This is a genomic window from Maritimibacter sp. UBA3975, assembly GCF_002384975.1.
Lineage (GTDB): Bacteria > Pseudomonadota > Alphaproteobacteria > Rhodobacterales > Rhodobacteraceae > Maritimibacter.
Window position 1 is genome coordinate 475,209 of sequence record NZ_DGCP01000002.1, and the last position, 25,432, is coordinate 500,640.

At 65.7% G+C, this 25,432-nt stretch carries 28 protein-coding genes, 1 tRNA gene and 1 riboswitch; of the genes, 16 read left to right on the forward strand and 13 right to left on the reverse strand.

Annotated elements, in window-relative coordinates; all coding sequences use genetic code 11:
- The gene (gene dctP / locus B2585_RS02565; RefSeq protein ID WP_292019661.1) at nt 1-975 is read right to left on the reverse strand and encodes a TRAP transporter substrate-binding protein DctP; all 975 of its coding nucleotides are present in this window, start codon (nt 973-975) and stop codon (nt 1-3) included.
- A 21-nt stretch (nt 976-996) separates the two neighbouring features.
- Nucleotides 997-1,875, reverse strand: a complete 879-nt coding sequence (locus B2585_RS02570) for a shikimate dehydrogenase (protein ID WP_292019663.1) — start codon at nt 1,873-1,875, stop codon at nt 997-999.
- Nucleotides 1,876-2,015: 140 nt separating this feature from the next.
- Here B2585_RS02570 and B2585_RS02575 point away from each other — a divergent pair, with 140 nt between their 5' ends.
- The 3 genes from B2585_RS02575 to B2585_RS02585 are packed head-to-tail and all read left to right on the forward strand — an operon-like array spanning nt 2,016 to nt 4,071.
- Nucleotides 2,016-2,675 (forward strand): TetR/AcrR family transcriptional regulator, encoded by a 660-nt coding sequence (locus B2585_RS02575; RefSeq protein ID WP_292019665.1) that lies wholly within the window; start codon nt 2,016-2,018, stop codon nt 2,673-2,675.
- A gap of 2 nt (nt 2,676-2,677) precedes the next feature.
- Entirely contained in the window at nt 2,678-3,607 is a 930-nt protein-coding gene (locus B2585_RS02580; protein WP_292019667.1) for an alpha/beta hydrolase, read from the forward strand.
- A gap of 8 nt (nt 3,608-3,615) precedes the next feature.
- Nucleotides 3,616-4,071: a DUF3237 domain-containing protein gene (locus B2585_RS02585; RefSeq protein ID WP_292019670.1), complete on the forward strand. Its 456-nt coding sequence runs from the start codon at nt 3,616-3,618 to the stop codon at nt 4,069-4,071.
- Between the two features lie 164 nt (nt 4,072-4,235).
- Here the strand turns inward: B2585_RS02585 and B2585_RS02590 are convergent.
- Nucleotides 4,236-4,311: transfer RNA gene (locus B2585_RS02590), tRNA-Lys, on the reverse strand.
- A gap of 95 nt (nt 4,312-4,406) precedes the next feature.
- Here B2585_RS02590 and dapF point away from each other — a divergent pair.
- From dapF to B2585_RS02635, 9 genes are all read left to right on the forward strand, one after another.
- Nucleotides 4,407-5,240 (forward strand): diaminopimelate epimerase, encoded by an 834-nt coding sequence (gene dapF, locus B2585_RS02595; protein WP_292019672.1) that lies wholly within the window; start codon nt 4,407-4,409, stop codon nt 5,238-5,240.
- Nucleotides 5,240-6,502 carry a tRNA (N(6)-L-threonylcarbamoyladenosine(37)-C(2))-methylthiotransferase MtaB gene (gene mtaB, locus B2585_RS02600; RefSeq protein ID WP_292019673.1) on the forward strand — a complete coding sequence of 421 codons (1,263 nt, stop codon included), beginning with the start codon at nt 5,240-5,242 and terminating at the stop codon, nt 6,500-6,502. The genes dapF and mtaB overlap by 1 nt, the downstream gene beginning before the upstream one ends.
- Nucleotides 6,502-7,122: an FMN-binding negative transcriptional regulator gene (locus B2585_RS02605; protein ID WP_292019675.1), complete on the forward strand. Its 621-nt coding sequence runs from the start codon at nt 6,502-6,504 to the stop codon at nt 7,120-7,122. The genes mtaB and B2585_RS02605 overlap by 1 nt, the downstream gene beginning before the upstream one ends.
- Before the next feature lie 58 nt (nt 7,123-7,180).
- Complete coding sequence (locus tag B2585_RS02610; RefSeq protein WP_292019677.1) at nt 7,181-7,459, forward strand: hypothetical protein; 279 nt, start codon at nt 7,181-7,183, stop codon at nt 7,457-7,459.
- A gap of 8 nt (nt 7,460-7,467) precedes the next feature.
- Nucleotides 7,468-8,073 (forward strand): glutathione S-transferase, encoded by a 606-nt coding sequence (locus B2585_RS02615; protein WP_292019867.1) that lies wholly within the window; start codon nt 7,468-7,470, stop codon nt 8,071-8,073.
- Between the two features lie 221 nt (nt 8,074-8,294).
- A complete protein-coding gene (gene petA, locus B2585_RS02620) occupies nt 8,295-8,858 on the forward strand; it encodes a ubiquinol-cytochrome c reductase iron-sulfur subunit (protein WP_292019679.1) in 564 nt (187 codons plus the stop codon).
- A gap of 11 nt (nt 8,859-8,869) precedes the next feature.
- The gene (gene petB / locus B2585_RS02625) at nt 8,870-10,192 is read left to right on the forward strand and encodes a cytochrome b (RefSeq protein ID WP_292019681.1); all 1,323 of its coding nucleotides are present in this window, start codon (nt 8,870-8,872) and stop codon (nt 10,190-10,192) included.
- Between the two features lie 19 nt (nt 10,193-10,211).
- Nucleotides 10,212-11,009 (forward strand): cytochrome c1, encoded by a 798-nt coding sequence (locus B2585_RS02630; protein ID WP_292019683.1) that lies wholly within the window; start codon nt 10,212-10,214, stop codon nt 11,007-11,009.
- A gap of 96 nt (nt 11,010-11,105) precedes the next feature.
- Complete coding sequence (locus B2585_RS02635; RefSeq protein WP_292019685.1) at nt 11,106-11,861, forward strand: pyrroline-5-carboxylate reductase family protein; 756 nt, start codon at nt 11,106-11,108, stop codon at nt 11,859-11,861.
- 1 nt (nt 11,862) lies between these two features.
- Here the strand turns inward: B2585_RS02635 and B2585_RS02640 are convergent, their stop codons facing one another.
- Genes B2585_RS02640 through thiB form a run of 3 tightly spaced genes read right to left on the reverse strand, consistent with a single transcriptional unit; the run spans nt 11,863 to nt 15,066 of the window.
- Nucleotides 11,863-12,555, reverse strand: coding sequence for an ATP-binding cassette domain-containing protein (locus tag B2585_RS02640; protein ID WP_292019687.1), 693 nt, complete (start codon nt 12,553-12,555; stop codon nt 11,863-11,865).
- Complete coding sequence (locus tag B2585_RS02645) at nt 12,542-14,104, reverse strand: thiamine/thiamine pyrophosphate ABC transporter permease ThiP (protein ID WP_292019689.1); 1,563 nt, start codon at nt 14,102-14,104, stop codon at nt 12,542-12,544. Before B2585_RS02645 ends, B2585_RS02640 begins: the two co-directional genes overlap by 14 nt.
- Nucleotides 14,080-15,066, reverse strand: a complete 987-nt coding sequence (gene thiB / locus B2585_RS02650; protein WP_292019691.1) for a thiamine ABC transporter substrate binding subunit — start codon at nt 15,064-15,066, stop codon at nt 14,080-14,082. The genes B2585_RS02645 and thiB overlap by 25 nt, the downstream gene beginning before the upstream one ends.
- 41 nt (nt 15,067-15,107) lie before the next feature.
- A riboswitch (TPP riboswitch) is annotated at nt 15,108-15,214 on the reverse strand.
- Nucleotides 15,215-15,426: 212 nt separating this feature from the next.
- Between thiB and aroC the strand changes: the two genes are divergently transcribed.
- Entirely contained in the window at nt 15,427-16,530 is a 1,104-nt protein-coding gene (gene aroC / locus B2585_RS02655; protein ID WP_292019694.1) for a chorismate synthase, read from the forward strand.
- Complete coding sequence (locus tag B2585_RS02660) at nt 16,530-17,453, forward strand: AEC family transporter (protein ID WP_292019695.1); 924 nt, start codon at nt 16,530-16,532, stop codon at nt 17,451-17,453. Before aroC ends, B2585_RS02660 begins: the two co-directional genes overlap by 1 nt.
- On the opposite strand, the gene B2585_RS02665 is transcribed toward B2585_RS02660, so the two are convergent.
- The 3 genes from B2585_RS02665 to B2585_RS02675 are packed head-to-tail and all read right to left on the reverse strand — an operon-like array spanning nt 17,450 to nt 19,314.
- Nucleotides 17,450-17,863 carry a thioredoxin family protein gene (locus tag B2585_RS02665; protein WP_292019697.1) on the reverse strand — a complete coding sequence of 138 codons (414 nt, stop codon included), beginning with the start codon at nt 17,861-17,863 and terminating at the stop codon, nt 17,450-17,452. The genes B2585_RS02660 and B2585_RS02665 overlap by 4 nt on opposite strands.
- A gap of 11 nt (nt 17,864-17,874) precedes the next feature.
- Nucleotides 17,875-18,570, reverse strand: a complete 696-nt coding sequence (locus B2585_RS02670) for a cytochrome c biogenesis CcdA family protein (protein WP_292019699.1) — start codon at nt 18,568-18,570, stop codon at nt 17,875-17,877.
- Between the two features lie 60 nt (nt 18,571-18,630).
- Nucleotides 18,631-19,314: a helix-turn-helix transcriptional regulator gene (locus B2585_RS02675; RefSeq protein WP_292019701.1), complete on the reverse strand. Its 684-nt coding sequence runs from the start codon at nt 19,312-19,314 to the stop codon at nt 18,631-18,633.
- 78 nt (nt 19,315-19,392) lie between these two features.
- Between B2585_RS02675 and B2585_RS02680 the strand changes: the two genes are divergently transcribed.
- Nucleotides 19,393-20,010 (forward strand): glutathione S-transferase family protein, encoded by a 618-nt coding sequence (locus B2585_RS02680; RefSeq protein WP_292019702.1) that lies wholly within the window; start codon nt 19,393-19,395, stop codon nt 20,008-20,010.
- Between the two features lie 9 nt (nt 20,011-20,019).
- Here B2585_RS02680 and B2585_RS02685 read toward each other — a convergent pair whose 3' ends face one another.
- Nucleotides 20,020-20,916: a DMT family transporter gene (locus B2585_RS02685; RefSeq protein ID WP_292019704.1), complete on the reverse strand. Its 897-nt coding sequence runs from the start codon at nt 20,914-20,916 to the stop codon at nt 20,020-20,022.
- Between the two features lie 115 nt (nt 20,917-21,031).
- Here B2585_RS02685 and B2585_RS02690 point away from each other — a divergent pair, with 115 nt between their 5' ends.
- Nucleotides 21,032-21,595, forward strand: coding sequence for a YdeI/OmpD-associated family protein (locus tag B2585_RS02690; RefSeq protein ID WP_292019706.1), 564 nt, complete (start codon nt 21,032-21,034; stop codon nt 21,593-21,595).
- Between the two features lie 59 nt (nt 21,596-21,654).
- Here B2585_RS02690 and B2585_RS02695 read toward each other — a convergent pair whose 3' ends face one another.
- The 3 genes from B2585_RS02695 to ade form a co-directional block, all read right to left on the reverse strand.
- Complete coding sequence (locus B2585_RS02695; RefSeq protein ID WP_292019708.1) at nt 21,655-21,942, reverse strand: HU family DNA-binding protein; 288 nt, start codon at nt 21,940-21,942, stop codon at nt 21,655-21,657.
- 138 nt (nt 21,943-22,080) lie between these two features.
- Nucleotides 22,081-23,565 (reverse strand): AMP nucleosidase, encoded by a 1,485-nt coding sequence (locus B2585_RS02700; RefSeq protein ID WP_292019710.1) that lies wholly within the window; start codon nt 23,563-23,565, stop codon nt 22,081-22,083.
- Nucleotides 23,565-25,370, reverse strand: a complete 1,806-nt coding sequence (gene ade / locus B2585_RS02705) for an adenine deaminase (RefSeq protein ID WP_292019713.1) — start codon at nt 25,368-25,370, stop codon at nt 23,565-23,567. Before ade ends, B2585_RS02700 begins: the two co-directional genes overlap by 1 nt.
- Nucleotides 25,371-25,432: the final 62 nt, after the last annotated feature.

The following is a 25,432-nucleotide window of genomic DNA, read 5'->3' on the forward strand; positions in this document are numbered from 1 at the left end:
TTACATGCCAACGCCGACGATGGCGTCGACAAGGCCCTCGGGCCATTCTTCGGAGTACTTTGAGTCGCGGTAGACGCCCAGCACATGCTCCTGGAAGGCGGCGTTGTCGGGCTGGTAGACGTTGACGCCCGCTTCCTCGATCTTCCCGCGCAGTTCTTCTTCGAGCCTCAGGGTTTCTGCGTCGAGCTCGGCCTCGAAGTTGTCGGCGCATTCCTGCACCTTGGCCTGCTGGTCCTCGTTCATCTCGTTCCAGGTATCGAGCGAGATGGTGAACTCGTTCGCCGCGATCAGGTGCGCGGTGGTGCCCATGTGGGTCATCACTTCGTGGAACTTCATGCTGTAGGTCGCCGGGAAACCGTTGTCCTGACCGTCGATCGCGCCGGTCTGCATGGCGGTGTAGACCTCGGTAAAGGGCACCGGCACCGGGGTCGCGCCCATGGCTTCGCCCACGAACTGCCAGCCTTCGCCCGGCGGCATCCGCAGCTTCACGCCTTGGAGGTCGGCAGGCGTCATCACTTCGCTGTCGCCTTTGTAGCCCAGGTGGCGCGCACCGATGTAGGGATAGGCGAGGATCTTGACGCCCGCCTTCTCTTCGATCTCGGCTTCCAGATCGGCCAGCACGTCGCTGTCGTAGACCGCGCGCATGTGCTCGTAATCACGGAACAGGAACGGCGTGCCCAGAACCGAGGTCGAGGGCACCTGGTTGTAGAAGTCGAAGATGGCGAGGTTGCCCATGTCGAGGTTGCCGCGCTGCATGGCGGTCAACTCGGTGCCCTGCTTGAACAGCGTCGCGCCGTGATAGGACTGGAAGTCGAAGCCGTCGCCGAGGCATTCGCCGAAAGCCGAGCGCAGGATCTCGGTCCGGACGTCGGTTTCCGGCACGGTGTCCGAGTAGATCAACTCGAACTTGTCCTGGGCCGTGGCGGCCGTGGCTGCGACGATGGCCGCGGCGGAGATGGTGGTGAGCAAACGCATGGTAATCCTCCCTTTTGCGTTTCAGGTTGTTTCGGTGAAGGCCTCGAACGTGGCCCGCATCCGGTTTTCATCGGGGACAAGCCCCGAAAAGAGTTCAAAGGCGCGCACGGCCTGGAAGACGGCCATGCCGGAACCGTCGAGCACCCGGCAGCCCTTTGCCCGCGCGGCGGCAAGCAGCGCCGTTTCGCGTGGGAAATAAACGATGTCGGCGACCCAGTGACGCGCGTCGATCAGGTTCGGGTCGATGGCCATGCCGGGCAGTTTCGCCATGCCCATCGGCGTGGTGTTGACGATGCCGTCCGCGTCGCGTGTGGCAGCTTCCAGATCCGTGATCGCGCGTCCGCCGACGGCCGCGGCGAGCGCCTGTGCCGCGCCACCGGACCGGTCGAAGATTGCCAGGTTCTTCACGCCCACGTCGCGCAGCGCATGGGCGACGGCCCCGCCGGCCCCGCCCGCGCCCAGCAGGAGCACCGAGTCGCGCGCGGCATCGGGGAGACCCCGCCGCAGGCTTTCGGCGAAGCCCCAGAAATCTGTGTTGTGCCCGCGCCGCCGTCCATTCGCGAAAACGACAGTGTTCACCGCGCCGACCTTCTGCGCGGCGGGCGACAACTCATCGAGAAGGGCGATCACATCGCGCTTGTAGGGGAAGGTGACATTGAGACCGGCGAAGCCCTGGGCTTCGGCCTGTGCGATCAGGTCGGACAGGGCCGGTGCCTCGGCGATCGTGTCCGTGTCGATCAGATCGTAGCGGTAATCGAGGCCAAGCGCGGTGCCTTCGGCGATGTGCATGGCCGGCGTGCGCGACAGCTGGATGCCGCGCCCCACAAGCCCGACGCGCACCGCGCGCGGGTGGTCTGCCGGCGCTTTGGATGTGCGCTCTTGCAGGGGGCCACTGGCCATGTCTCGCAATCCTCCCTCGGTCGGGGCGAGTCGCCCGATCCGCCGCCAAATTGTAACCACGGTTTAAATTCGTCAACCACTTTTAACTTCCGGTTTAAAAATATCCATGCTACGCCTTCGTTCATCCGGGAGGAGGGAACTTGGCCAACACTCTGAAAGATAACGGTAAATCAAAGGGTAGCTGGAAGCAGAACCCGGAACGCGTGAAGCGGGATATCCTGAACGCGGCGATGGCCGAGTTTGCCCGAAGCGGCCTGTCCGGCGCCAAGATCGACGATATTTCGGCCAAGACCGATACGTCGAAACGGATGATCTATTACTATTTCGGCGACAAGGAGGGCCTCTACGCGCGCGCTCTGGAGGCCGCCTATGCGAAGGTCCGGGACGGGGAACGCAAGCTCGACCTGGACGCGCTCGCGCCACGCGATGCGCTCGAGGCGCTGGTCGCCTTTACCTTCGACCACCACCGCCGCAACCCTGACTTCATCCGCATGGTGATGATCGAGAACGTCCACCATGCCGACTACCTGCGCCAGTCCGAAGTCATTCGTGACCTGAACGCGGGGGCCATCTCGCGCCTCGCGAACCTGATCGCACGCGGCGAGGCGTCGGGCGATTTCCGCGCCGGTGTCGATGCGACCGAACTGCACTGGCAGATCTCGGCGCTGTCCGTGTTCAACGTGTCGAACAAGCCCACGTTCTCGGCGCTGTTCGGCAAATCCATCTACACGCGCGACGGGCAGGCCCGGTTGCGCGACCGCGCCGTGGCAATGGTGCTCGGCGATGTCCTGAAGAGGTGACGATGCTCAATTCGCAGATCAACGATTTCATGTCCAAGTGGAACGCCGAATGGGCGACGCTGAAAGCGGACGCGACCCCGCAGGACCGCCGCGCGCATTTCGAGGTCGTGGCCGCGAACATGGCACTGCCCAAGCCCGAGGACGTGGACGACAGCGCCGAACACTGGATCGACAGCGCGGCGGGCCGCATCCGCGTGCGCGTCTACCGGCACAGGTCGGGTGGCACGCAGGATTGCCTGATCTACGCCCACGGCGGTGCCTTCATGCAGGGCAGTCCCGAGACACATGCCGACATCACCGCACGCATCGCGTCGTGGAACCGCCAGACGGTCGTCAGCCTCGACTACGCATTGTGTCCGGAGCATCCCTTTCCGGCGGCCTTCGACCAGGCTTGCGACGTGGCGCGCTGGTGTCGGGACAATGCCGAGACCCTTGGCATCGACCCGGCGCGCATCGCCATCGGGGGGGACAGCGCGGGCGGCAACCTTTCGGCCGCCGTGGCCCTCGCCATGAAGGATTTCGGGTTCCTCGGTCAGCTTCTGATCTATCCCTGCACCGAGTTCGACCTCACCCGGCCCTCCATGATCGAGAATGCCGAGGCCCCGCTTCTCACGACCAAGGGCATGGCCGGGGTGAACCGGATGCTCGTCGGCGGTGCCGAGAACGAACACCTGCTGTATGAGGACCCGCGCGTCGCACCCTATGTCGCCGATGACCACAGCGGCCTCGCACCCGCCTTCATCGCGGTGGCCGAGAACGACCCCCTGCGCGACAGCGGCGTGGTCTATGCCGAAAAGCTGGAGGCCGCAGGCGTTTCCGTGACGCTCGACATGGGCGACGGGCTGATCCACGGCTACCTGCGGTCGATGGAATATTGCGACGATGCGCAAGCCAAGCTGCGCAAGATGACTGACTGGCTTGCCGCCCTGTGACCGGCCCCGTGACACCGTCGCTCGAGCTGGTCTTCACCATCGAGGCCGAGATCGATCCGCCCCGGTCCGCCGGACCTGCGCCGCACGGCGAGCGGTTGCATATCCCGATCATCGGCGGACGCGTTCATGGACCGCGCCTGACAGGGCGCGTCCTGCCCGGCGGCTCGGACTGGCCACTGATCGAGCCGGACGGCACCAGCCGGATCGAGGCGCGCTACACCCTCGAAGCCGAGGACGGGACGCTCATCTATGTCGTGAACAAGGGGATGCGCGTGTCCTCCGACACCGTCCGTGAGCGGTTGAGGGCGGGGGAAAGCGTCGCGCCATCGGACTTCTACATGCGCGCGGCCCCGGTCTTCGACGCACCGGACGGCCCGCACCGATGGCTGTCCGAGTCGCTCTTCGTGACCTCGCTCGCCCCGCAGGGCAGACGGATCGTTATCGACGTCTACCGGGTGGAATAGGGACTGTTTCTCGCAGGACATCCCGCGTGGCGGTTTTCAACCAACGGCACGACTGGCGCGACGTGCGGGGCAACCCGAGGGATATTCGAGGTGACATGCCGACCGCGCACCTTCCGTCGATGAGGAAAGCGGCGCGAAAACGACCGGTAAGTCATTGATTTCAGTGGTGAGCCGTGCAGGATTCGAACCTGCGACCCACTGATTAAAAGTCAGTTGCTCTACCAACTGAGCTAACGGCCCACTGCGGAGGGCTGACTAAGGCGGTGGGCGTGTGCGGTCAAGAGAAAAAACCGCATTCTCTTTCATTCATTTCGCGCCGGGCGTATATGCGCGCCATGAGCGCTCTGCCGACGGATACGGGCCTGCCCTTCATGAAGTGGCACGGGGCCGGCAATGACTTCGTGATCTTCGATTCACGGGGGCGGGAGGCTGTGACTTCCGAGGCGCTGGCGCGGGCCTTGGGCGACCGGCACCGCGGGGTCGGGTTCGACCAGCTGGCCGAGATCCGCGACAGTGATGCGGCGGACATCGACCTCGACTTCTGGAACAGCGACGGGAGCCGTGCAGGGGCCTGCGGAAACGCAACGCGCTGCGTGGCGCGCTACCTGTTCGATGAGGGCGGGCGCGACCGGCTGACCATCCGCACGACGCGCGGTGTGCTGGAGGCGCGGCTGGTGGACGGCGAGGTGCATGTGAACATGGGCCAGCCGCAGACCGCGTGGGACGAAATCCCGCTCGCGGGTGATGTGGACCGGCTGCATCTGCCGCTGGAGGGCGATCCGGTCGGTGTCGGCATGGGCAACCCCCATGCCGTGTTCTTCGTCGAGGATGCCGAGGCGATCGACGTGGCCGGGCGCGGGCGCGAGGTCGAGACCGATCCGCTGTTTCCCGAGCGCACGAACGTGGAATTCGCGCAGGTGCGCGGGCGCGACGAGATCAGGATGCGGGTCTGGGAGCGCGGGACGGGCATCACGCTCGCCTGCGGGTCCGGGGCCTGTGCGACCGCCGTGGCAGCGGTGGAACGCGGCCTGACGGACCGGACGGTGCGGATGGAGGTCGACGGCGGCTGGCTCACGCTCGATTGGCGCGAGGACGGGGTCTGGATGACCGGGCCGACCGCGCATGTGTTCGACGCGACCCTGACACGGGCCTTTCTGGAGTCTGTCTGATGGCGGCGACACCCCCAATTTTCGCGACGCTCGGCTGTCGTCTGAACGCCTATGAAACCGAAGCGATGAAGACGCTGGCGGAGGATGCGGGCGTCGAGGGGGCCGTGGTGGTCAACACCTGCGCCGTGACCGCCGAGGCGGTGCGCAAGGCACGGCAGGAAATCCGGCGGCTGCGGCGCGAGAACCCCGAGGCAAGACTGATCGTCACCGGCTGCGCGGCGCAGACAGAACCGGAGACCTTCGCTGGCATGTCCGAGGTCGATCTGGTTGTCGGCAATGCCGAGAAGATGGCGCCCGCGACATGGGCGCGTCTTGGCCCCGATTTCGTGGGCGAGACCGAGCGGGTGCAGGTCGACGATATCATGTCGGTGACAGAAACCGCCGGGCATCTGATCGACGGGTTCGGGACGCGCAGTCGTGCCTACGTTCAGGTTCAGAACGGCTGCGACCACCGCTGCACCTTCTGCATCATCCCCTATGGCCGGGGCAATTCGCGTTCGGTGCCGGCTGGAGTCGTGGTCGATCAGATCAAGCGGCTGGTGGACAAGGGGTTCAACGAGGTCGTGCTGACCGGCGTGGACCTGACGTCATGGGGTGCCGATCTGCCGGGTGAGCCGCGGTTGGGCGATCTGGTCATGCGTATCCTGCGGCTGGTGCCGGACCTGCCGCGCCTGCGCATTTCGTCCATCGATTCCATCGAGGCGGATGAAAACCTGATGCTAGCGATTGCGAGCGAGCCGCGCCTGATGCCGCATCTGCACCTGAGCCTTCAGCACGGCGACGACCTGATCCTCAAGCGGATGAAGCGCCGCCATCTGCGCGACGATGCCATCGCGTTCTGCGAGGAGGCGCGCAAGCTGCGCCCCGGCATCACCTTCGGCGCAGACATCATCGCGGGTTTCCCGACCGAGACCGAGGCGCATTTCGAGAATTCGCTGAAGCTGGTCGAGGACTGCGATCTGACGTGGCTTCACGTCTTTCCGTATTCCGCGCGGGAGGGGACGCCGGCCGCGCGGATACCGCAGAAGGTCAACGGGACCGTCATCAAGGACCGGGCCGCGCGTCTGCGGGTCGCCGGTGAGGCCGCTGTCGCGCGTCACCTCGCGGCACAGAAGGGCGTGACCCACGCCGTGCTGATGGAGAACCCGCGCATGGGGCGGACGGAGCATTTCGCCGAGGTGACTTTCGCCAGCGATCAGCCGGAGGGAGAGATCGTGCGCGCGACCATCACCGGGCAGGCCGGCGGGCAACTGGTGGCCTGATGCATCCCAATCCCGCCTTTCGCAAAACCGAGACCACCCGCAACATCGCCTTTGCCCGTGAACGCGGCTTCGGCATCCTGTCCGTGAATGGCGCGGAGGGGCCGCTGATGGCGCATGTGCCCTTCACTTTGAACGAGGACGGGTCCATCGCGGCGCTGCACTTGGTGCGCTCGAATCCGATCCTCAAGGCGCTGGAGACGCCGCAGCCCGCCGTCATCGCGGTCAACGGTCCGGACGGGTATGTGTCGCCCGATTGGTACGGGGTCGAAGATCAGGTGCCGACGTGGAACTACGTCGCCGTCCATCTGCGCGGAGAGCTGGAGCGACGGCCGCAGGACGTGTTGCCGGGGCTTTTGGAGTTTCAGTCCTACGCTTTCGAGAGCCGGATCAAGCGCAAGGCGCCGTGGCGGCCCGAGAAGATGACGCCCGAAGTCTATGAGAAGATGCAGCGCGCCATCGTGCCGGTGCGGCTGAACGTCGAGACGGTCGACGGGACATGGAAGCTGGGCCAGAACAAGCCGGAGCCGGTGCGGCACGCGGCGTCGCGCAAGCTCAGGAAGGGCTTGGGGCAGGAACTGGCGGCGCTCGCGGCGTTGATGCGCCGCCCGGACGTGGACTGAACAATAGGATTGGACAGCGGCGCGGGTTACTCCTACTCTCAATGTAAAGGAGAGTAACATGCCGCTGCCCCTCATTCCCATCGCCGTCTATGCCGCAGGTGCGGGTTCCGTCGCGCTCGCGACATGGAAGTTCGCCCGGAAGGTCGAGTCAGGGCGCCGCGATCAGCGGGCCGAGGATGCGCTGGACGGGGTGGACGAAGGTGTTACGGTGCGTCGCGAGGCCGAACAGGCCAATGGAACGGCGCGGATGAAACGGGTGTTTCGCTTCGGCGATGCCGGGTCCGGGCTGGAAATCGACGCTGCGGTCCTGGGCCGTGTGAAAATCCGAAAGGTCTGAACGACATGATGCAACTCGTCGGGAACCCGGCTTCGCCCTTCGTGCGGAAAGTCCGGGTCATGCTGCTGGAAACCGGGCAGGAGGACGAGGTCGAGATGATCACCGCGGCCACCTCGCCCACGAACCCGGCGCCCGAAGCGGTCGCGGCCAACCCTATCAAGAAAATCCCGGCCCTGATCCGGCCCGAGGGCTGCACGCTCTACGACAGCCGGGTCATCACCCGCTATCTCGACGCCCGCGCCGATGCCGGTCTCTACAAGGAAACGCGGGTGTGGGAGGTTCTCACGCTCGAGGCGACGGCCGACGGGCTGATGGATGCCGCCGTGCTCATGGTTTACGAAGGCCGGGTGCGGCCCGAGAACATGCAGTACGAGGGCTGGATCGACGCCCAGTGGGGCAAGGTCGAAGGGGCGCTGGACGCGCTGGAAAGCCGCTGGATGAGCCACCTGCGCGGGCCGCTCGACGCCGGTCAGATCGCCGTGGGCTGTGCGCTGGGCTACCTCGATTTCCGCCACGGTGAGCGCAACTGGCGCAAGGGGCGCGGCGCGCTTGATGACTGGTTCGCGGCCTTCTCGCAGCGCGAGAGCATGGTGGCCACCCAGCCGGCGGGTTGAGTCGCACTCACGGACCTGATTTTCGCCGAATTCCCGGCTCATGCGTCAGCACGCCACACCCCTTGCGTGGTCATAAGTGGTTGAATCTCACGGCCGCGTGACAATGCCTTCTGGACGGGTGCCTTTCTAACCGCTAAACACCGCCGCGATGGGCTACGGGCAACCGTGGCCTTTTGGGACGTTGGCCGCTCCACGCGCGGCCCAGAAAGGGAGAAACTCTCGTGTCACACGCTGACGATCACGAAGGGACCCGCCGGGATTTCCTCTACTACGCGACTGCCGGTGCCGGTGTCGTCGCGACGGGTGCCGCCGTCTGGCCGCTCGTCAACCAGATGAACCCCTCGGCGGACGTGCGGGCGCTGGCCTCGATCCGGGTCGATATTTCCGGTGTCGCGGAAGGCAGCCAGCTTACGGTTAAGTGGCTGGGCAAGCCGGTCTTCATCCGCAACCGCACGCAGGAAGAGATCGACGCGGCCCGCGAGACGCCGATCGACGACCTGCCCGATCCGGTCGCGCGCAACGAGAACCTTGGCGGCGAAGAGCCCGCGACGGACGAGAACCGGACGCTGGGCGAGGGCGAGAACTGGCTCGTGATGATGGGCGTGTGCACGCACCTCGGTTGTGTCCCGCTGGGTGACGGCGCAGGCGACTACGGCGGGTGGTACTGCCCCTGCCACGGGTCGCACTACGATTCCGCCGGCCGCATCCGCCGCGGGCCCGCGCCGAGGAACCTGCTGGTTCCGGTCGCGCAGTTCGTCGACGACACAACCATTCAGCTGGGCTGAGGGAGAGAGAAATGGCTGGTATTCCCCACGACCATTACGAGCCGAGTTCCGGCTTCGACAAATGGCTGCACAAGCGGCTCCCCATCGTGTCGCTCGCATATGACACGCTGATGATTCCGACACCGAAGAACCTTAACTGGTGGTGGATCTGGGGCATCGTCCTGGCTTTCTGCCTGGTTCTTCAGATCGTCACCGGTATCATTCTGGTGATGCACTACACGCCGCATGTCGACTTGGCCTTCGCCTCGATCGAGCACATCATGCGCGACGTGAATGGCGGCTTCTTCTTGCGCTACATTCACATGAACGGCGCATCGCTGTTCTTCGTCGCCGTCTATATCCACATGTTCCGCGGTCTTTTCTACGGCTCCTACAAGGCGCCGCGCGAAGTGACCTGGATCATCGGGATGCTGATTTACCTCGCCATGATGGCGACGGGCTTCCTGGGCTACGTTCTGCCCTGGGGTCAGATGTCGTTCTGGGGTGCCACGGTCATCACCGGCCTCTTCGGTGCGATCCCGTTCATCGGCGACGAAATCCAGACCTGGCTCCTTGGCGGGCCGGCGGTCGGCAACGCGACGCTCAACCGCTTCTTCTCGCTGCACTACCTGCTGCCCTTCGTGATCGCCGCGCTCGTCGCGGTCCACATCTGGGCCTTCCACACCACGGGCAACAACAACCCGACCGGTGTCGAGGTGCGGCGCGGCTCCAAGGAAGAAGCCAAGAAAGACACGCTGCCCTTCTGGCCCTACTTCGTGATCAAGGACCTGTTCGCGCTGGCGATCGTCCTGCTGATCTTCTGGGCCATCGTGGGCTTCATGCCGAACTATCTGGGCCACCCGGACAACTACATCGAGGCGAACCCGCTGGCGACGCCTGCGCACATCGTGCCGGAATGGTACTACCTGCCGTTCTACGCGATCCTGCGGGCCTTCACCGCCGATGTCTGGGCCGTTCAGCTTGTAAGCTGGATCACCGGCGGCATCATCGACGCCAAGTTCTTTGGCGTGCTGGCGATGTTCGGGGCGATCTTCGTGATGGCGCTGGCCCCGTGGCTCGACACCTCGTCGGTCCGCTCGGGCAAGTACCGTCCGGCCTTCAAGTGGTGGTTCCGTCTGCTCATCATCGACTTCATCGTCCTGACGTGGGTCGGTGCGCGCGACACGAACTTCCCGCATGACTGGATCTCGCTGATCGGTGCGACCTACTGGTTCGCCTACTTCCTCATCATCCTCCCGCTGCTCGGCGTGTTCGAGAAGCCGGAGACGCCCCCGGCGACGATCGAGGACGACTTCAAGAAGCATTATCCCGACGCCCCTTCGGCGGCCGAGTGAGAGAGAGGATCTTAGAACAATGATCAGGAAACTCACCCTTACCGCGGTCACCGCAGTCACCTTGGCCTTTGGCGGCAGCGCCGCCGTGGCCGCCGGTGAAGACGGGCATATCGAGGATATCGCCTTCTCGTTCGAGGGTCCCTTCGGCACCTACGACCAGCAGCAGCTTCAGCGCGGCCTCAAGGTCTACATGGATGTCTGTCGGGCCTGCCACGGTCTTCAGTATGTGCCGCTGCGCACGCTGACCGATCTTGGATACTCCGAGGATGAAGTGCGCGCCTTCGCGGCCGACAACTTCGAGATCTACGAGGCAGAGACGGACGAATGGCGCCCGGCCCTGCCGCGTGACAACTTCCCGGCGGTGACCGGCGAAGGCATGGGGCCGGACCTGTCGCTCATGGCCAAGGCACGCGCGGGCTTCCACGGCCCCGCAGGCACTGGCCTCGCCCAGCTGTTCAAGGGCATGGGCGGTCCGGAATACATCGCCAACTTCCTCACCGGGTTCACCGGCGAGGAACGCGAGGTGGCCGGCCAGTACCTGTATGAGAACACCGCCTTTGACGGTGGCTGGGTCTCGATGCCGCCGCAGTTGTCCGATGGTCTTGTCGAATTCGACGACGGCCACGCCAACGACGCGCACCACATTGCCGAGGACGTCGCGGCCTTCCTGATGTGGACCGCCGAGCCGAAGATGATGGAGCGCAAGCAGGTCGGTTTCATCGGGGTGACCATGCTCGTGATCCTCGCCGCGCTGCTTTACCTCACGAACAAGAAACTCTGGGCGCCGCACAAGTACGGCAAGGAACTGGATCTCTGATCCTTCACCGCCAGACGGTTTGAAAGGGCGCCCCTCGGGGCGCCCTTTTTCGTTTCGCGCGTGAGTGTGCAATGATGGACGAAGAAGGAGACGCCCATGAAATACGGATTGATCGGAAGCGGCATGTTGGGTGGGGCCCTGGCGAAGGCCGCACATGCCTCGGGGCTGGACCTGATGGTCGCGAACCGCTCGGGCCAGTCGCCGGTTGAGGGGCTTCCCGTGACGACGGACCCGCAGGCGGTGGTTGAAGCTTGCGACGCAGTCGTCCTGTGCGTGCCTCCGGCAAGCGCCGGCGAGATCGCGATGCGGGCGCGGGACACCCTGGTCGTATCGGTGATGGCCGGGATTCCGCGCGATCAGATTTGCGCTTTGACGGGCAGCCCGCGGGTGGTGCGGGCGATGTCGTCTCCGGCAGCGGGCCTGGGGCTGGCCTATTCGCCATGGTGCGCCTCGGCATCCGTAACCGCGGCCGACCGCGCCATGATCAGTGCCTTCTTCGGAGCATGTGGAGAGACGGACGAAGTGCCGGACGAAGCGCAGATCGAGCTGTTTACCGCGATGACCGGTCCCGTGCCCGGTTTCGTCGCCCAGTTCGCGGCATCCATGGTCACATATGCCACCGAGCGCGGCGTCGACCCTGACGTTGCGGACCGGGCGGTGCGCCAGCTTTTTCATGCGTCGGGGGTGATGATGTCGACGGGTCCGTCGCCGGCCGATCATGTGCAAGAGATGGTCGAATACGCCGGCACGACGGCTGCCGGTCTGCTCGCGCTGCAAGCCACGACACTGGACGAGGATATCGCGACGGGCCTCGACGCTGCCGTGCAGAAAACCCGCGCATTGGGTGGATAGCCTAGCGTCCGAGGTAGTCGCGCAGGGCCTCGGGCGGGTTGGCGAATATCTCGGCGGTCGGCACTGGCGCATGAGCGCGGCCGTCCGCCACGAGGATCACCTCGTCCGCGATGGTCCGGGCGTCCTCAGGTTCGTGACTGACCATGAGGAGCGTGGCGCCGGTCTCGTCCGCGAGGTCGCGCACCAGCCCCAACATTTCATCCCGTAGCGCGGGACCGAGCGCACCGAAGGGTTCGTCGAGGAGCATCACCGGCTTATGCCGCAACAGGGCACGGGCGAGCGCCACGCGCGCGGCCTGACCGCCCGACAGCCGGGCGGGTTTGCGGGGGCCGAGGCCGTCGAGCCCGACACGGGCCAGCGCCTCTTCAACCTGCGTTTCATCGGCCTTGGTGAGCCTGAGGTCCGGGCGCAGGCCCAGCCCCACATTCTGCGCCGCGGTCAGATGGGGAAAGAGGTTGTTGTCCTGAAAGATCGTGGTGATCGGCCGGTCGGCGGGCGCGCGGCCCGCGAGGCTGTCGTCGTTCCAGGCAATCCGGCCCGTCGCGGGCTGGAACCCCGCGATGGCGGCCAGCAGCGTGGACTTGCCCGCGCCGGAGGGGCCGAGGATGGCGACCTTGCGGCCGGTCCCGACCGTGAGCGTGGCGTCGAGCGTGAACTCCCCCAGGTCGACGTGCAGGTTCTCAAGCGTCAGCATTCACGCGTCCTCCGCGGTCGAAGGCCCAGAACAGGGCAAGGCTGATGGCGAGCAGTACGAGCGCCGCGCCCGCTGCGTCGTCCATCCGGTAGGCCGACAACAGACGGTAGATCTGGAGTGGCAGGGTGGGTGTGTCGGGGCTTGCGAACAGGGCGATCACGCCGAGGTCGCCCATCGACAGGGCTGCCGACAGGCCCATCGTGAAGCCCAGAGGGCGGCGCAGGCGCGGCAGCCACAACAGGCGCAGGCGGGCCATGCCGGTCATGCCAAGACTGCCCGCGAGGCGGCCGTAATCGGCTTCCACCTGCCCCAGCGCAGGCACGAGGGCGCGCAGGGCGAAAGGCAGGGACATGAGCGCGTTGACCAGCGCCGTGACCGGAAGGGCGAGCGCGAAGGGGTCGGTGACGGGAAAGAGGATGATGAACAGGCCGGTGCCGATGACGAGCGGCGAGGCCGCGATGGTGAGGCTGCCGATCCCGTCGATCAGCTTCGAGGCGGCCTTGACGCTCCAGGCCGCGATGGGAAGCGCGAGGGCGAGGGTGAGCAGAACCGAGACGAGCGCGACACCGACGGAGCGTGCCGTGGCCGTGAAGACCGAGGACGGGAGCGTCGCGAGGGCCGGGAGGCCGTCCACGGCGATCATGGCCAGCGGGAGGACGAGGAACAGCGTCGCGAGCGTGATGAGCATGGCGTCGAGGGCCCGCAGCGCGGGCGTGTTGGCGTCCCACCGGGTCACGGCGCGGTCCAGACCCGCCCCGAATCCGGAGGGCAGCGCCACACGCAAGGCGACGAGGGCCACGGCTGCGCCCAAAGCGAACTGGACAAGGGCGAGAAGCGCGGCCTTGCCGAGGTCGAAATCGAGGCGGAAGGCTTGATAGATCGCAAGCTCGATGGTCGTGGCGCGCGGTCCGCCACCCAAGGCGAGCGCGACGGCGAAAGACGTCAGGCACAGCAGGAAGATGACGAGGAACGCGCCGGGTAACACTTCGCGCAGCATCGGGCGTTCAAGCTGCTGCGCGATGTCGTGAGAGGTGAAGCCGAGCGAGGCGGCAAGGCGGAAGCGCTCGGCGGGGATCGCGAGCCAACCTTGCAGGACGAGCCGTGTGGCGAGCGGCAAATTGAAGAAGACATGGGCGAGGACGACGCCGTGAAAGCCGTAGATCGAGATCGGCTCGAACCCAAAAGCGAGCAGCGCCTGACTGACAAGGCCGGAGCGCCCGAAGACCGAGATCAGCCCGAAGACGGCGACGATTACCGGCAAGATGAAGGGCGCACCTAGAAGCATGACGAGCGCGGCCCGGCCCCGGAACTGCCGCCGGGCAAGCGCGCGGCCCACGGGGACGGCCAGCGCCACCGACAGCGCGGCCGAGAGCGTCGCCTGCACGACCGTAAAGCGCAGCGCGGCCCAGTCGGCCACGCCGAACGCCCCCGCCCCCTCGGCGCGCAGAGCGACGGCGATGAGCGTGCCGAAAGCAAGAAGGAGAACGAGGGCGAGCGCAGCCGCGCCCGCCCCGGTGGTGCGTGTCACTGCGAGGACACCGCGCGCCATTCCTCGATGGCCTCGTTGCGGATCGCCTCGGCCTCGGCCCCGAGGTAAACGAGCGCGTTCTCTGGCTCGTGGAGCGTCTCGAAGCCTTCGGGCAGGCCGTCTGCGGGCATCTTTGCCGGGTACATCCAGTTGGTCGTCGGGATCGCGCCCTGGAAGCCATCGGTGAGGATGAAGTCCATGAACTGATCCGCAAGCTCGGGCGTGTCGGTCGAGGCGACCTTGCCCGCGATTTCGATCTGCATGTAGTGGCCGTTGTCGAAGGCGGCGGCGGCCTTGGTATCGTCGTCCTCGGCGATCAGGTGGTAGGCGGGGGAGGTGGTGTAGGACAGGACCATGTCGGCCTCGCCTTCGAGGAACATGCCGTAGGCCTCGGACCAGCCCTTCGTCACCGTCACGACCTGATCATTCAGGCTTTCCCAATATGCGTCCGCATCGTCGCCGAACACCGCCTTGACCCAGAGGACGAGCCCGAGACCGGGGGTGGAGGAACGCGGATCCTGAATCACGACCGACAGGTCGCTGTCGGCCAGCTCCTCGAACGAGGTGGGCGGGGTTTCGACCCTGGTCTTGTCGTAGACGAAGGCGAAGTAGCCCCAGTCGAAGGGCAGGAAGAGGTCATCCTCCCAAGCGATGGGCAGGTCGAGCTGCGGGCTTTCGATCCCGTGCGGGGCGAAGAGCGCGGTGGCGCGGGCGGCTTCGGCGAGGTTTTCGTCGATGCCCAGGACCACGTCGGCCTCGGTCCGTTCGCCTTCGAGGCGCAGGCGCGACAGGATCTCGGCTCCGTCGCCCACGGCGACGAATTCGAGGTCGCAGCCGCAGCGCGCCTCGAAGTTTTCTTCGATGACAGGCCCCGGTCCCCATTCGGAGACGAAGCTGTCGTAGGTGTAGACTGTCAGGGTGTCTTGCGCATTGGCGACGCTCGCCAAGGTCACAAGTCCCGCTGCGATGATGGGTGTTTTCATGTCATCCTCCATTGCGACGGGCGAAAGTCCGGCAGGATGACCATTCAGGTCCTGACCTTCCCTCCGCCGGTGCTAGCCGGTTCAGGTTCAACGGGTTCGCTTATCGCATCTCAGCCGCGCGTCACGCGTGGCACCCCGAGGTGAGGCCGACACTATGCACCGGCGCAGGGGCTCGCAAGGGGGTGTCACCGAATGGTGCGTGCTCGCGCACGCGCATGGGGAGCCGCACCCCGCCTGTGGCGGGCCGCGGCGGTGCGAGAGGGCGCTGCCCTCTCGCGCTCTCCTGAGGTATTTGTGGACCGAAGAAGAGTTGAGGTTTTTCGGGGGGTCGGCTACCGAAGCGGGCAAAGGAGCCGGGCCATGATGAACTCTTTCGGGCATATCTTCCGCGTGACCACCTGGGGTGAGAGCCACGGGCCTGCGCTGGGCGCCACCGTGGACGGGGTGCCGCCGGGCGTGGCGCTGGACGAGGGGATGATTCAGCACTGGCTGGACCGGCGCAAACCGGGGCAGAACAAGTACACGACCCAGCGGCGCGAGCCGGATCAGGTGCGTATCCTGTCAGGTGTCTACGAGGGCGAGACGACCGGGACGCCCGTACAGCTCATGATCGAGAACACAGATCAACGGTCGAAGGATTACGGCGACATTGCCGAGAAGTTCCGGCCCGGTCATGCCGATATTACCTATTGGCAGAAATACGGCATCCGCGATCCGCGGGGTGGCGGGCGGTCCTCAGCGCGTGAGACGGCGGCGCGGGTTGCGGCCGGAGGGATCGCGCGCGCGGCGTTGAAGGTGCTCGCGCCGGGTGTCGAGGTTCGTGGCTACATGACGCGGATGGGGGAGCACGAGATCGACCGGGGGCGGTTCGACTGGGACGAGATCGAGCGCAATCCGTTCTGGGTGCCGGATGCGGGCGCGGCGGCGACATGGGCCGACTATCTGGATGGTCTGCGCAAGTCGGGGTCTTCGGTGGGGGCGGTGATCGAGGTGGTGGTGCGCGGGGCGCCCGGCGGGCTGGGTGCGCCGGTCTATGCCAAGCTCGACACTGATCTCGCGGCCGCGATGATGTCGATCAATGCCGTGAAGGGCGTGGAGATCGGCGAAGGTATGAATGCCGCCTGTCTGACGGGCGAGTCAAATGCGGACGAGATTTACATGGGGAACGACGGCAAGCCGGTTTTTTCCTCGAACCACGCGGGCGGCATCCTTGGCGGGATTTCAACGGGGCAGGACATTGTCTGCCGGTTCGCGGTGAAGCCCACGAGTTCCATCCTCACGCCGCGCAAGACGATCACCAAGGCGGGTGAACCTGCCGAGATCGTCACCAAAGGCCGCCACGATCCCTGTGTCGGTATCCGTGCCGTGCCGGTGGGGGAGGCGATGGCGGCCTGTGTCATCCTCGATCACCTGATGCTGCACCGCGCGCAGGTCGGTGAGGGGCCACGGGGCAAGATCGGCTGATGCTCGACATTCTCGGGATCACCTTTCCCATATTCGCGGCCATTGCGCTGGGATATGGATTGGTGCGCTGGCGGGTGTTTCGCCCGCAGGACATGAAGGTCTTCGGCGGCTATGTGATGAACATCGCGCTGCCTGCGCTGATCTTCAACGCGGTGGCCTCGCGCGACATCGGCGAGGTGTTCAACGTGCCCTACATGGCGGTCTATCTCGCCGGTGCGCTCGTCACGATGGGCATCGCGTTCGGCTGGTTCACGGCGATCACCGGGCCGCAGCGGCGCGCCATTGGCACGATGGGGGCGGCCTGTCCCAACTCCGGCTTCGTGGGGGCGCCCCTGATGCTCCTGCTGTTTCCCGATATCGCTGGCCTGATCCTCGCCATGAACATGCTTGTCGAGAACGTGATCATCATTCCCATCGCGCTCGCTCTGATGGAGGCATCCAAGGGTGGGGGGCTGAGGATCGGGAAGGTTCTGGTCGGCGTGATCCGGCGCCCGATGGTGATCGGGTTGCTTCTGGGCCTTGCCGTGTCGATCATCGGTGTGTCGGTGCCCGGACCGGTGGATCGGCTGGTGACGATGGTGGCCGGTTCCGCCGCCGCGCTGGCGCTGGTGGTGATCGGCGGCTCGCTCGCCGGGTTGTCGGTGAAGGGGAACGTGGCGCTTGCCGCGCAGATCTCGGTCGCCAAGCTGGTGGTTCAGCCGCTGGCCACGGTCGGTGCCGTGGTTCTGTTCGCGGTGCTGGGGCTGGGTCTGACCGGCGATCTGCGGGTCGCGGTGATCCTGTCGGCCGCGATCCCGATGTTCACGATCTACACGGTCCTGGCGCAGGAGACGGGGCACGAAGGCCTCGCCTCGCTGGCGCTGTTGATGGCCACGGTCGCGTCTTTCGTGACGCTGAACGTGGCGATCTTTCTGCTGCTCTAGGTGCTGGCGGTCGCGAGGGCCGCGTCGAAGAGCGACTTGATGTCCTCATAGCTGGTGCCTGCGACGATGCGGGCAAGCTCGGACCCGTCCGGGCCGAGCGCGATGAGGGTCGAGCGGCGCGGAACTTGGCGCGAGGTGGTGATGGCGTCACGCTTGTAGGTGTCCCAGTCGACCTCGATGTACGTCACCTTGTCCTTGTAGGCCGGATTCTCGTCCATCAGGCGCGCGATCACGCGGCGCTGGGCCTGACATGTCCCGCACCACGGCGCGAAGTAATCGAGCACGACCGGCTGACCGGCGGCAAGCGCGCGGTCGACCGCGCCGGGGGTGTAAGCGATGGTGGCAGCCTGAGCGAGCGCCGGGATGAGCGCGGCGGCGGAGGCTGTGGCGAGGAATGCGCGACGGTTCATGGTGATCTCCCTTAAATGGATACGGACAGGTCGACGAGCCAGGCGGGCATGTTCTGAAGCAGCCAGGCGTCGATCATGTGGTTGATACGGAACAGGATGGCGAAACCGACCAAAAGAAACGCTGCACCGAGGACGGGGCGCGAGACATTGGCGAAGCGACGCAGCGCTGTGGCGCGCAGCCCATAGCCGATGGCGAGGATCAGGGTCGAGACGCCGGCGGCGAACATCACCATGATGGCGAAGGCGCGTAGCAGGCTTTCCCCCTGACTGGCGAGCGCGATGGCGCCGCCAAGAGTCGGCCCGATACAGGGCGACCAGACCGCGCCAAGGAGCAGCCCTCCGCCGAACTGACCCCAGAGCGACGAGCGGTCGAACCCGTCGATCCCGCTGTCGGCCCGCGCGGCGAAACCGGCGGTGGCCGAGGCGAAGACGGCGTTGGCCTGCGGGATCAGCATGACGAGGCCGAAGCCGATCATCAGGACTGCGCCCGCTGTCGCCACGGTATCTTCGGTCAGGCCGATGGCGTAGCCGACGGTCGAGATCAGCATTCCGAAGGTGACGAAGGACACGCTCATTCCCAAGGCCAGCACGGCAGGCCCGGCGCGGTGCGCCTGAAGCGCGGTTGCCAGCACGATCGGCAGGACCGGCAGGACGCAGGGGTTGATGAGCGTCAGAAGGCCTGCGCCATATGCGAGGATCAGTTCCATGAGATGTCTTTGCCGTGAGCCGGGCCTCACTGTCACCCGACAAGGGCGTGAGCGGATGTTTCAACCCGTGTAGCTCTGCGCCATCATTTCGCGCAGCAGCGGGACGCGGCGGGGGCGGAAGCTTTCCTGTGTCGCCGTGACCCGAGCGACGCGGGAAATCAGGAACCGCCGGAAATCGCGCCGTTTACAGCACCATGCCAGAATCCACGGGGCGTAGTCGGTGTAGACGATGGAGAGCGGCCAGATGCGGCGCTGGGTGTGCGCTCCGTTCCGGTCGGTATAGTCGATCTCGACCGCGCGTTCGTCCCAAGCGGCTTCGCGCAGGGTGGCCATGAATTCCGGCACTTCGGGCTTGGTCTCGAAGGCATAGGCGAGGAGGGCGACGTGCTTCGCCTCCTCCGCCTTGCGGGCGGGGAGCGAGGCCGTGACCTTGGCCAAGGCCCGCTCGGCGGCGTCTGCCAGTGCCGGGTCGCCCTGAAGGCCGAGCCACGACAGGCCGAGAACGACTGCCTCAAGCTCCAGCCGGTCGAACATCTGGGGCGGCACGGCGCTGTCTTCGGTCAGGGTGTAGCCATAGCCCGCCGCACCGTCGATCAGCGCCCCGGCGGCGCGCAGGCTGTCGATGTCGCGATAAATGGTGCGCTCGGACACCCCCGTTTCCTCGGCCAGTCGGGTGGCCGTGACGGGGGCGGGCAGACGGCGTAGGGCGTCGAGCAGGCGAAACAGGCGGTCGGTGCGTGCCATGGGTCCTCCTGACGGAAACTGTCAGTGGCCTTGGACCATAATCCGGTCAGACTGACACGCAAAGCGAAAGGATACGCGATGTTCACACTCTACCATTCCTATTGGTCCCGCGCGACACGGATGCTCGCCCTGATCCATGAACTCGACATTCGCGACAAGGTCGAGCTGGTCCATGTCGACCTGAAACGGCAGGACGGCTCGGGCGCGTTCGACCCGCGCAACCCGCACCCGGACCACAAGGTTCCGGCCCTCGTCCACGATGGGGTCACCATCACTGAGAGCTCCGCGATCATGATCTATCTCTGCGACCTGTTTCCCGAGGCGGGGGTGGGCGTGCCGCTCGACCACCCGGATCGCGGGCCGTATCTTGCATGGCTGGTCTACGCGGTTTCGGTGATGGAGCCGGTCTACAACCACCATGCCGCCGGTCTGGATCATCCGATCCTGCGCGCCACCTTCCGGGGTGTGCCGGAGGTCGAGAAACGGCTGATCGACACCTTCGCGGATGGGCGCGACTACCTGCTGGGGGACCGCTTCACGGCTGCCGACCTCATGGTGCAGTCCGTCTATTCCTGGATGCGCGAATGGGCGCCCAAGGACGATAAGGTGCTGGCCTGGATCGAACGGGTCGCGGCGCGTCCGTCCTTTGCCTGGGCAGGCGAGGTGGACGCGAAATACGCGCCCGCGATGGCATGATGCCGCGGCTCAGGTGGCGGCGCGATCCGCCGTCACCGGGGCCGGTTTCTGTTTGGAAAGCTGCACGGCCAGGATGCCGACGGTCACCACCGCCACGCCGATCACGTCGAGCAGGCCAAGCTGTTCGCCCAGAAGCACCGCCGCGATAGCCACGCCGAAAAACGGGTTGAGAAAATGGAATGTCGCCGCGCGCACCGCCCCGATCCGATGCACCAGTTCGAACCACACCCACGTCGCGGCGAGGCCCGGAACGAGTGTGGTATAGATGAAAGCGGCGATGAGGCCGGGGTTCCAGTTCACCTCCCACGGCTCCATCGCCACCGCGAAGGGGGCGAGCGCGATGGACCCCACCAGCATTTGCAGACCCACGACCATCAGGAGGTTGCCCCCGCCCGAGGCGGTGCGCACCGAAAGCGTCGCGACGGCGAGCGCTACGGCAGCAATGACGCAAAGTATCAGGCCATACATATCGACCCCGCCCGAGATCCGGCTGCCCATGATGAGCGCGACCCCGGCAAAGCCGACGACCAGCCCGACCACGGCGAGCAACGGGAGCCGGTCGCGGAACACGATCCAGCCGAGCAGACCCACAATCAGCGGCATGGTCGAAGCGATGATGGAGGCAAAGCCCGCCTCGATCGTCTGCATCGCGATGAAGTTCAGGCCGAGATACAGCGCATTCTGGCACACGCCGAAGACGACAACGGAAATCCATTGCGCGCGGGTGAGCTTGATGCGCTGCCCCATCATGCGCGCGATCCCGATTGCCAGAAGCCCCGAGATCACGAAGCGGATCGCCAGAGCCGTCATGGGCGGCGCGTCGGCCACGATGATCCGGGCCGAGGTGAAGGCCGAGGACCACATGACCGCAAAGGCCAGCCCCATGATGATCGCGCGAATGTCCATTCGTCCTCCGTTCGGCCCCGGCCGCCGGGGTGCGGCGAACCTATCCGATGAAACGGGAGGCACAAGGGGTGCGGCGGGCTGGTGAGCGGTGGATCTGTCGGCCTATGGTGACACGATGAGCGACCCGATCCCATTTGAGACGCGCGCCGACCTTGAGCGCTGGCTGGCGCAGCACCATGACAGCGCGACCGAATTGCTCGTGCGGGTCTACAAGAAAGGCAGCGGGATCGCCTCGGTCGCCTGGGGTGATATCGTCGAGGCTGTGCTGGCCTGGGGCTGGATCGACGGACAGAAGCGGTCGCTGGACGACGTGTCCTATATCCAGCGGGTGACCCCGCGCCGGGCGGGATCGGCATGGTCGAAGATCAACGTGGGACATGTGGAGCGACTGATCGCCGAGGGCCGGATGCAGCCTTCGGGGCTTGCCCATGTCGAGGCCGCCAAGGCGGACGGGCGGTGGGATGCGGCTTATGCCGGGCAGCGGGATATGGTGATTCCCGAGGATTTCCTCGCCGCGCTGGACATCACGCCCGGCGCGCGGGAGCGCTATGACCGGCTGACACGGGCGCAGAGGTTCACGATTTACCACCAGCTTCTCGGCGCCAAGAAGCCCGAGACGCGGGCGCGGCGGCTTGCCAGGATGGTGGAGCGGCTGGGCCGGGGCGAATTGCCGGGCTAGGCGGCAACGAAAAAGGGCCGCCCGTGGCGACCCTTTCCGAATTCGTCAGGACGTCGCTCTTACGAGTTGACCGAGTCCTTGAGCGCCTTGGCGATGGTCATCTTGACCACCTTGTCGGCGTCTTTCTTGATCTGCTCGCCCGTGGCGGGGTTGCGGACCATGCGCTCGGGGCGCTCGCGGCAATAGATCTTGCCGACACCGGGAAGGGTCACGGCGCCACCGCCCGACACTTCTTTGGTGATGATCGACGTAATGGCGTCGAGAGCGGCCGAAGCCGACTTCTTGTCCGTGTCCATTTCCTCGGCCAGCGCGGCAACGAGCTGGGTCTTCGTCATAGGTTTCGCCATATGTGGTTCTCCTCACTGTCCCATCTTCGGGGTTTCATTGCGGGCATTTAATGGAACGCGCCGGGGCGGCACAACCATTTTGCTCGTGATCGGCAAGAAAATAACGGGTTTCATGGTGTTCCGTCGGGAAAACCCTACTCAAAGGAAGGCAGTTTCGTCGAAAGCACGCAATTTCCGGCTGTGAATGCGCTCCAGAGGCATCTCCCGGAGGCGTTCCATCGCTCTGATCCCGATAAGCAAATGGCGGCCGACCTGCGTTGTGTAGAAGTCACTGGCCATGCCCGGCAGCTTCAGTTCTCCGTGCAGCGGCTTGTCCGACACGCACAGGAGCGTGCCATACGGGACGCGGAACCGGAATCCGTTGGCCGCGATCGTGGCGCTTTCCATGTCGAGTGCGACGGCGCGTGACTGGCTCAGCCGCTGGACCGGGCCGGAATGGTCGCGCAGTTCCCAGTTGCGGTTGTCGAGCGAGGCGACGGTGCCGGTCCGCATGATCCGCTTGAGCTCGAACCCTTCCAGCTCGGTCACGTCGGCCACGGCATCCTCCAGCGCGATCTGGATTTCCGCGAGCGGGGGGATCGGCACCCAGATCGGCAGATCGGCGTCGAGCACCTTGTCCTCGCGCAGATAGGCATGGGCGAGCACGAAATCGCCCAGCCGCTGGGAGTTTCTGAGCCCGGCGCAATGCCCGACCATCAGCCACGCATGCGGGCGCAGCACCGCGATATGGTCGGTCGCCGTCTTGGCGTTCGACGGGCCGACACCGATGTTGACCAGCGTGACGCCCGATCCGTCCGCCCGCTTCAGGTGGTAGGCGGGCATCTGCGGCAGCTTGGCGAGCACCGGAATCTCGCCCTTGGGCGTCGTGATCTCGACATTCCCCGGACCCACGAAGCCGGTGTAGCCGCTGTCCTTGTCGGCCAGCATGGCGCGCGCGAAGAGCTCGAACTCTTCGACGTAGAACTGGTAGTTCGTGAACAGGACGTGGTTCTGGAAATGCTCGGCCTTGGTCGCCGTGTAGTGGCTCAGTCGGGCGAGCGAATAGTCGATGCGCTGGGCGGTGAACGGGGCCAGCGGATGCGAGCCGTCCTCATGCACATAGTCCACGCCGTTGACGATATCGTCGTGGGTATTGGACAGGTCCGGCACGTCGAACACGTCGCGCAGCGGAAACGGCATCGCGCCTTCCTGCGGGACGGTGATATCCGGGCGGCCCGCCACGGCAAAATGCACCGGAATCGGCGTCGTGGAATGACCGATGGCGACCGGAAGGCCGTGGTTCTGGATCAAAAGGCCGATCTGCTGTTCGAGGTAGTTCCGGAACAGGTCGGGCCGGGTGATCGTGGTCGAATAGGTGCCCGGCCCAGCGACATGCCCGAAGGACAGGCGGCTGTCGGTCGCCGCATGGCTGGTCGTGCGCAGTCGGATTTCCGGGTAATAGGCGCGGAACCGTGTCTCGGGCTGCTCGGCCACTTCTGCGGATTCCGAGAATTTCTCGGTCAGGAAGTCACAGGCGGCATCGTAGAGCTCGCACAGCCGGTCGACAGCTTTCGCGGCATCGGTGAAGAACTCCGCTTCGACCTTCGGCGGCGTCTTGATCGGCAGGGTCAGGTCGGCGGACATCAGGGCTCCTCGAACAGTTCGGTCAGCTCGAACTTGGTCACGTCGACCAAACCGAGATCGGAGATGCGTAATTCAGGGATGACCACCAGCGCAAGCAGCGAGTGCTGCATATAGGCGTTGTTGAGCGTGCAGCCGCAGGCGGCCATCGCCTCGACCATCGCCTGTGCCTTGACCGCGACCGTCTCGGCCGGCTCGTCCGACATGAGGCCCGCGACGGGCAGTTCGACCAGCGCGATCTCCTTGCCGTCCTTGAACACGGTGATGCCGCCGGCCACTTCGCCCAACCGGTTCGCGGCCAGCGCCATGTCGCGGCGCGAGGTGCCGACGACGATCATGTGGTGGCTGTCATGGGCGACGGTGGAGGCCATCGCCATGTCGCCGGTGTAGCCGAAGCCCGAAACGAAGCCGTTGGTCACATCCCCCGTGCCCCGGTGGCGTTCGACCAGCGCGATCTGGGCGATGTCGTTGGCTTCGTCCGGCTCCACGGTGCCGTCCGAAACCTGAAGATCGGCGGTCAGCGCCTTGGTCGGCGCCTGATTCTCGACCACGCCGATGACCTTGGCGGTGACGGAATTGGCGCCCTCTGGCGCTGCGATCCTGAAGTCATCGGCGGCAAGGAGCTTGCCCAGATGCACCGTGTCGCGGGCATGGAGGGGCCAGTCCAGATGCGGGCAGGTCACGGTGATCTTGCCGTTCTCGGCCACCGTCCGCCCCCGCGCGATGACGCGTTCGATGGGCAGCGTGGTGAGGTCCGAGGTCAGGATCACGTCGGCGCGGCGACCGGGCGCGATGGCGCCAAGCTCGCGCTCCAGCCCGAAATGCGCCGCGGTGTTCAACGTCGCCATCTGGAGCGCGACGAGCGGATCGGCCCCGCAGGCAATGGCGTGGCGCACGACGCGGTTCATGTGGCCCTCGTTGACCAGCGTGCCGGAATGGCTGTCGTCGGTGCACAGGATGAACCCGCGCGGGTCGAGGCCCTTTTCGGTCACCGCGGTAATCTGGCTTTCGACGTCGTACCACGCTGACCCCAGCCGCATCATGCTGCGCATCCCCTGCCGGACCCGCGCAATCGCGTCGGCCTCGCAGGTGCCTTCGTGATCGTCCGCCGGACCACCCGCCGCATAGGCGTGAAAGGCCGGCCCGAGGTCGGGGCTGGCATAGTGCCCGCCGACCGTCTTGTTCGCGTTCTGCGTCGCGGCGATCTCGGCCAGCATCTTGGCATCGCCGTGGACCACGCCGGGAAAGTTCATCATCTCGCCCAGCCCGATGATGCCGGGCCATGTCATGGCCTCGGCCACGTCCTCCGGCGTGATTTCGCGCCCGGTGGTCTCGAGCCCCGGCGCGGAAGGCGCGCAGGAGGGCATCTGGGTGAAGATGTTGACCGGCTGAAGCGCGGCCTCGTCATGCATGAGCCGCACGCCTTCCAGCCCCAGCACGTTTGCGATCTCATGCGGGTCGGTGAACATGCTGGTCGTGCCATGCGGGATCACGGCGGCCGCGAATTCGGCGGGGGTAAGCATGCCGCTTTCGATATGCATATGCGCGTCGCACAGGCCGGGAATCAGGTATCTGCCTTCGGCTTCGATGATCTCGGTCGCGTCACCGATGCAGTGCGACGCATCCGGCCCGACATAGGCGAAGCGGCCCTCGGCGATGGCCACCTGCCAGCCGTCGAGCACTTCGCGCGTGTGGACGTTCACGACCTTGCCGCCCCGGATGACGAGGTCGGCGGGCTCGCGTCCGGCGGCGACCGCGACGAGGCGCGGGGCGGTCTCGGCCCATGATTTCAATGGAAACTCTGTCATGGAGCAATTGTCCTGTAATTTTGCGCGGGCGCAAGGGGTTGCATCCGGAGCTAGCCGGTGAA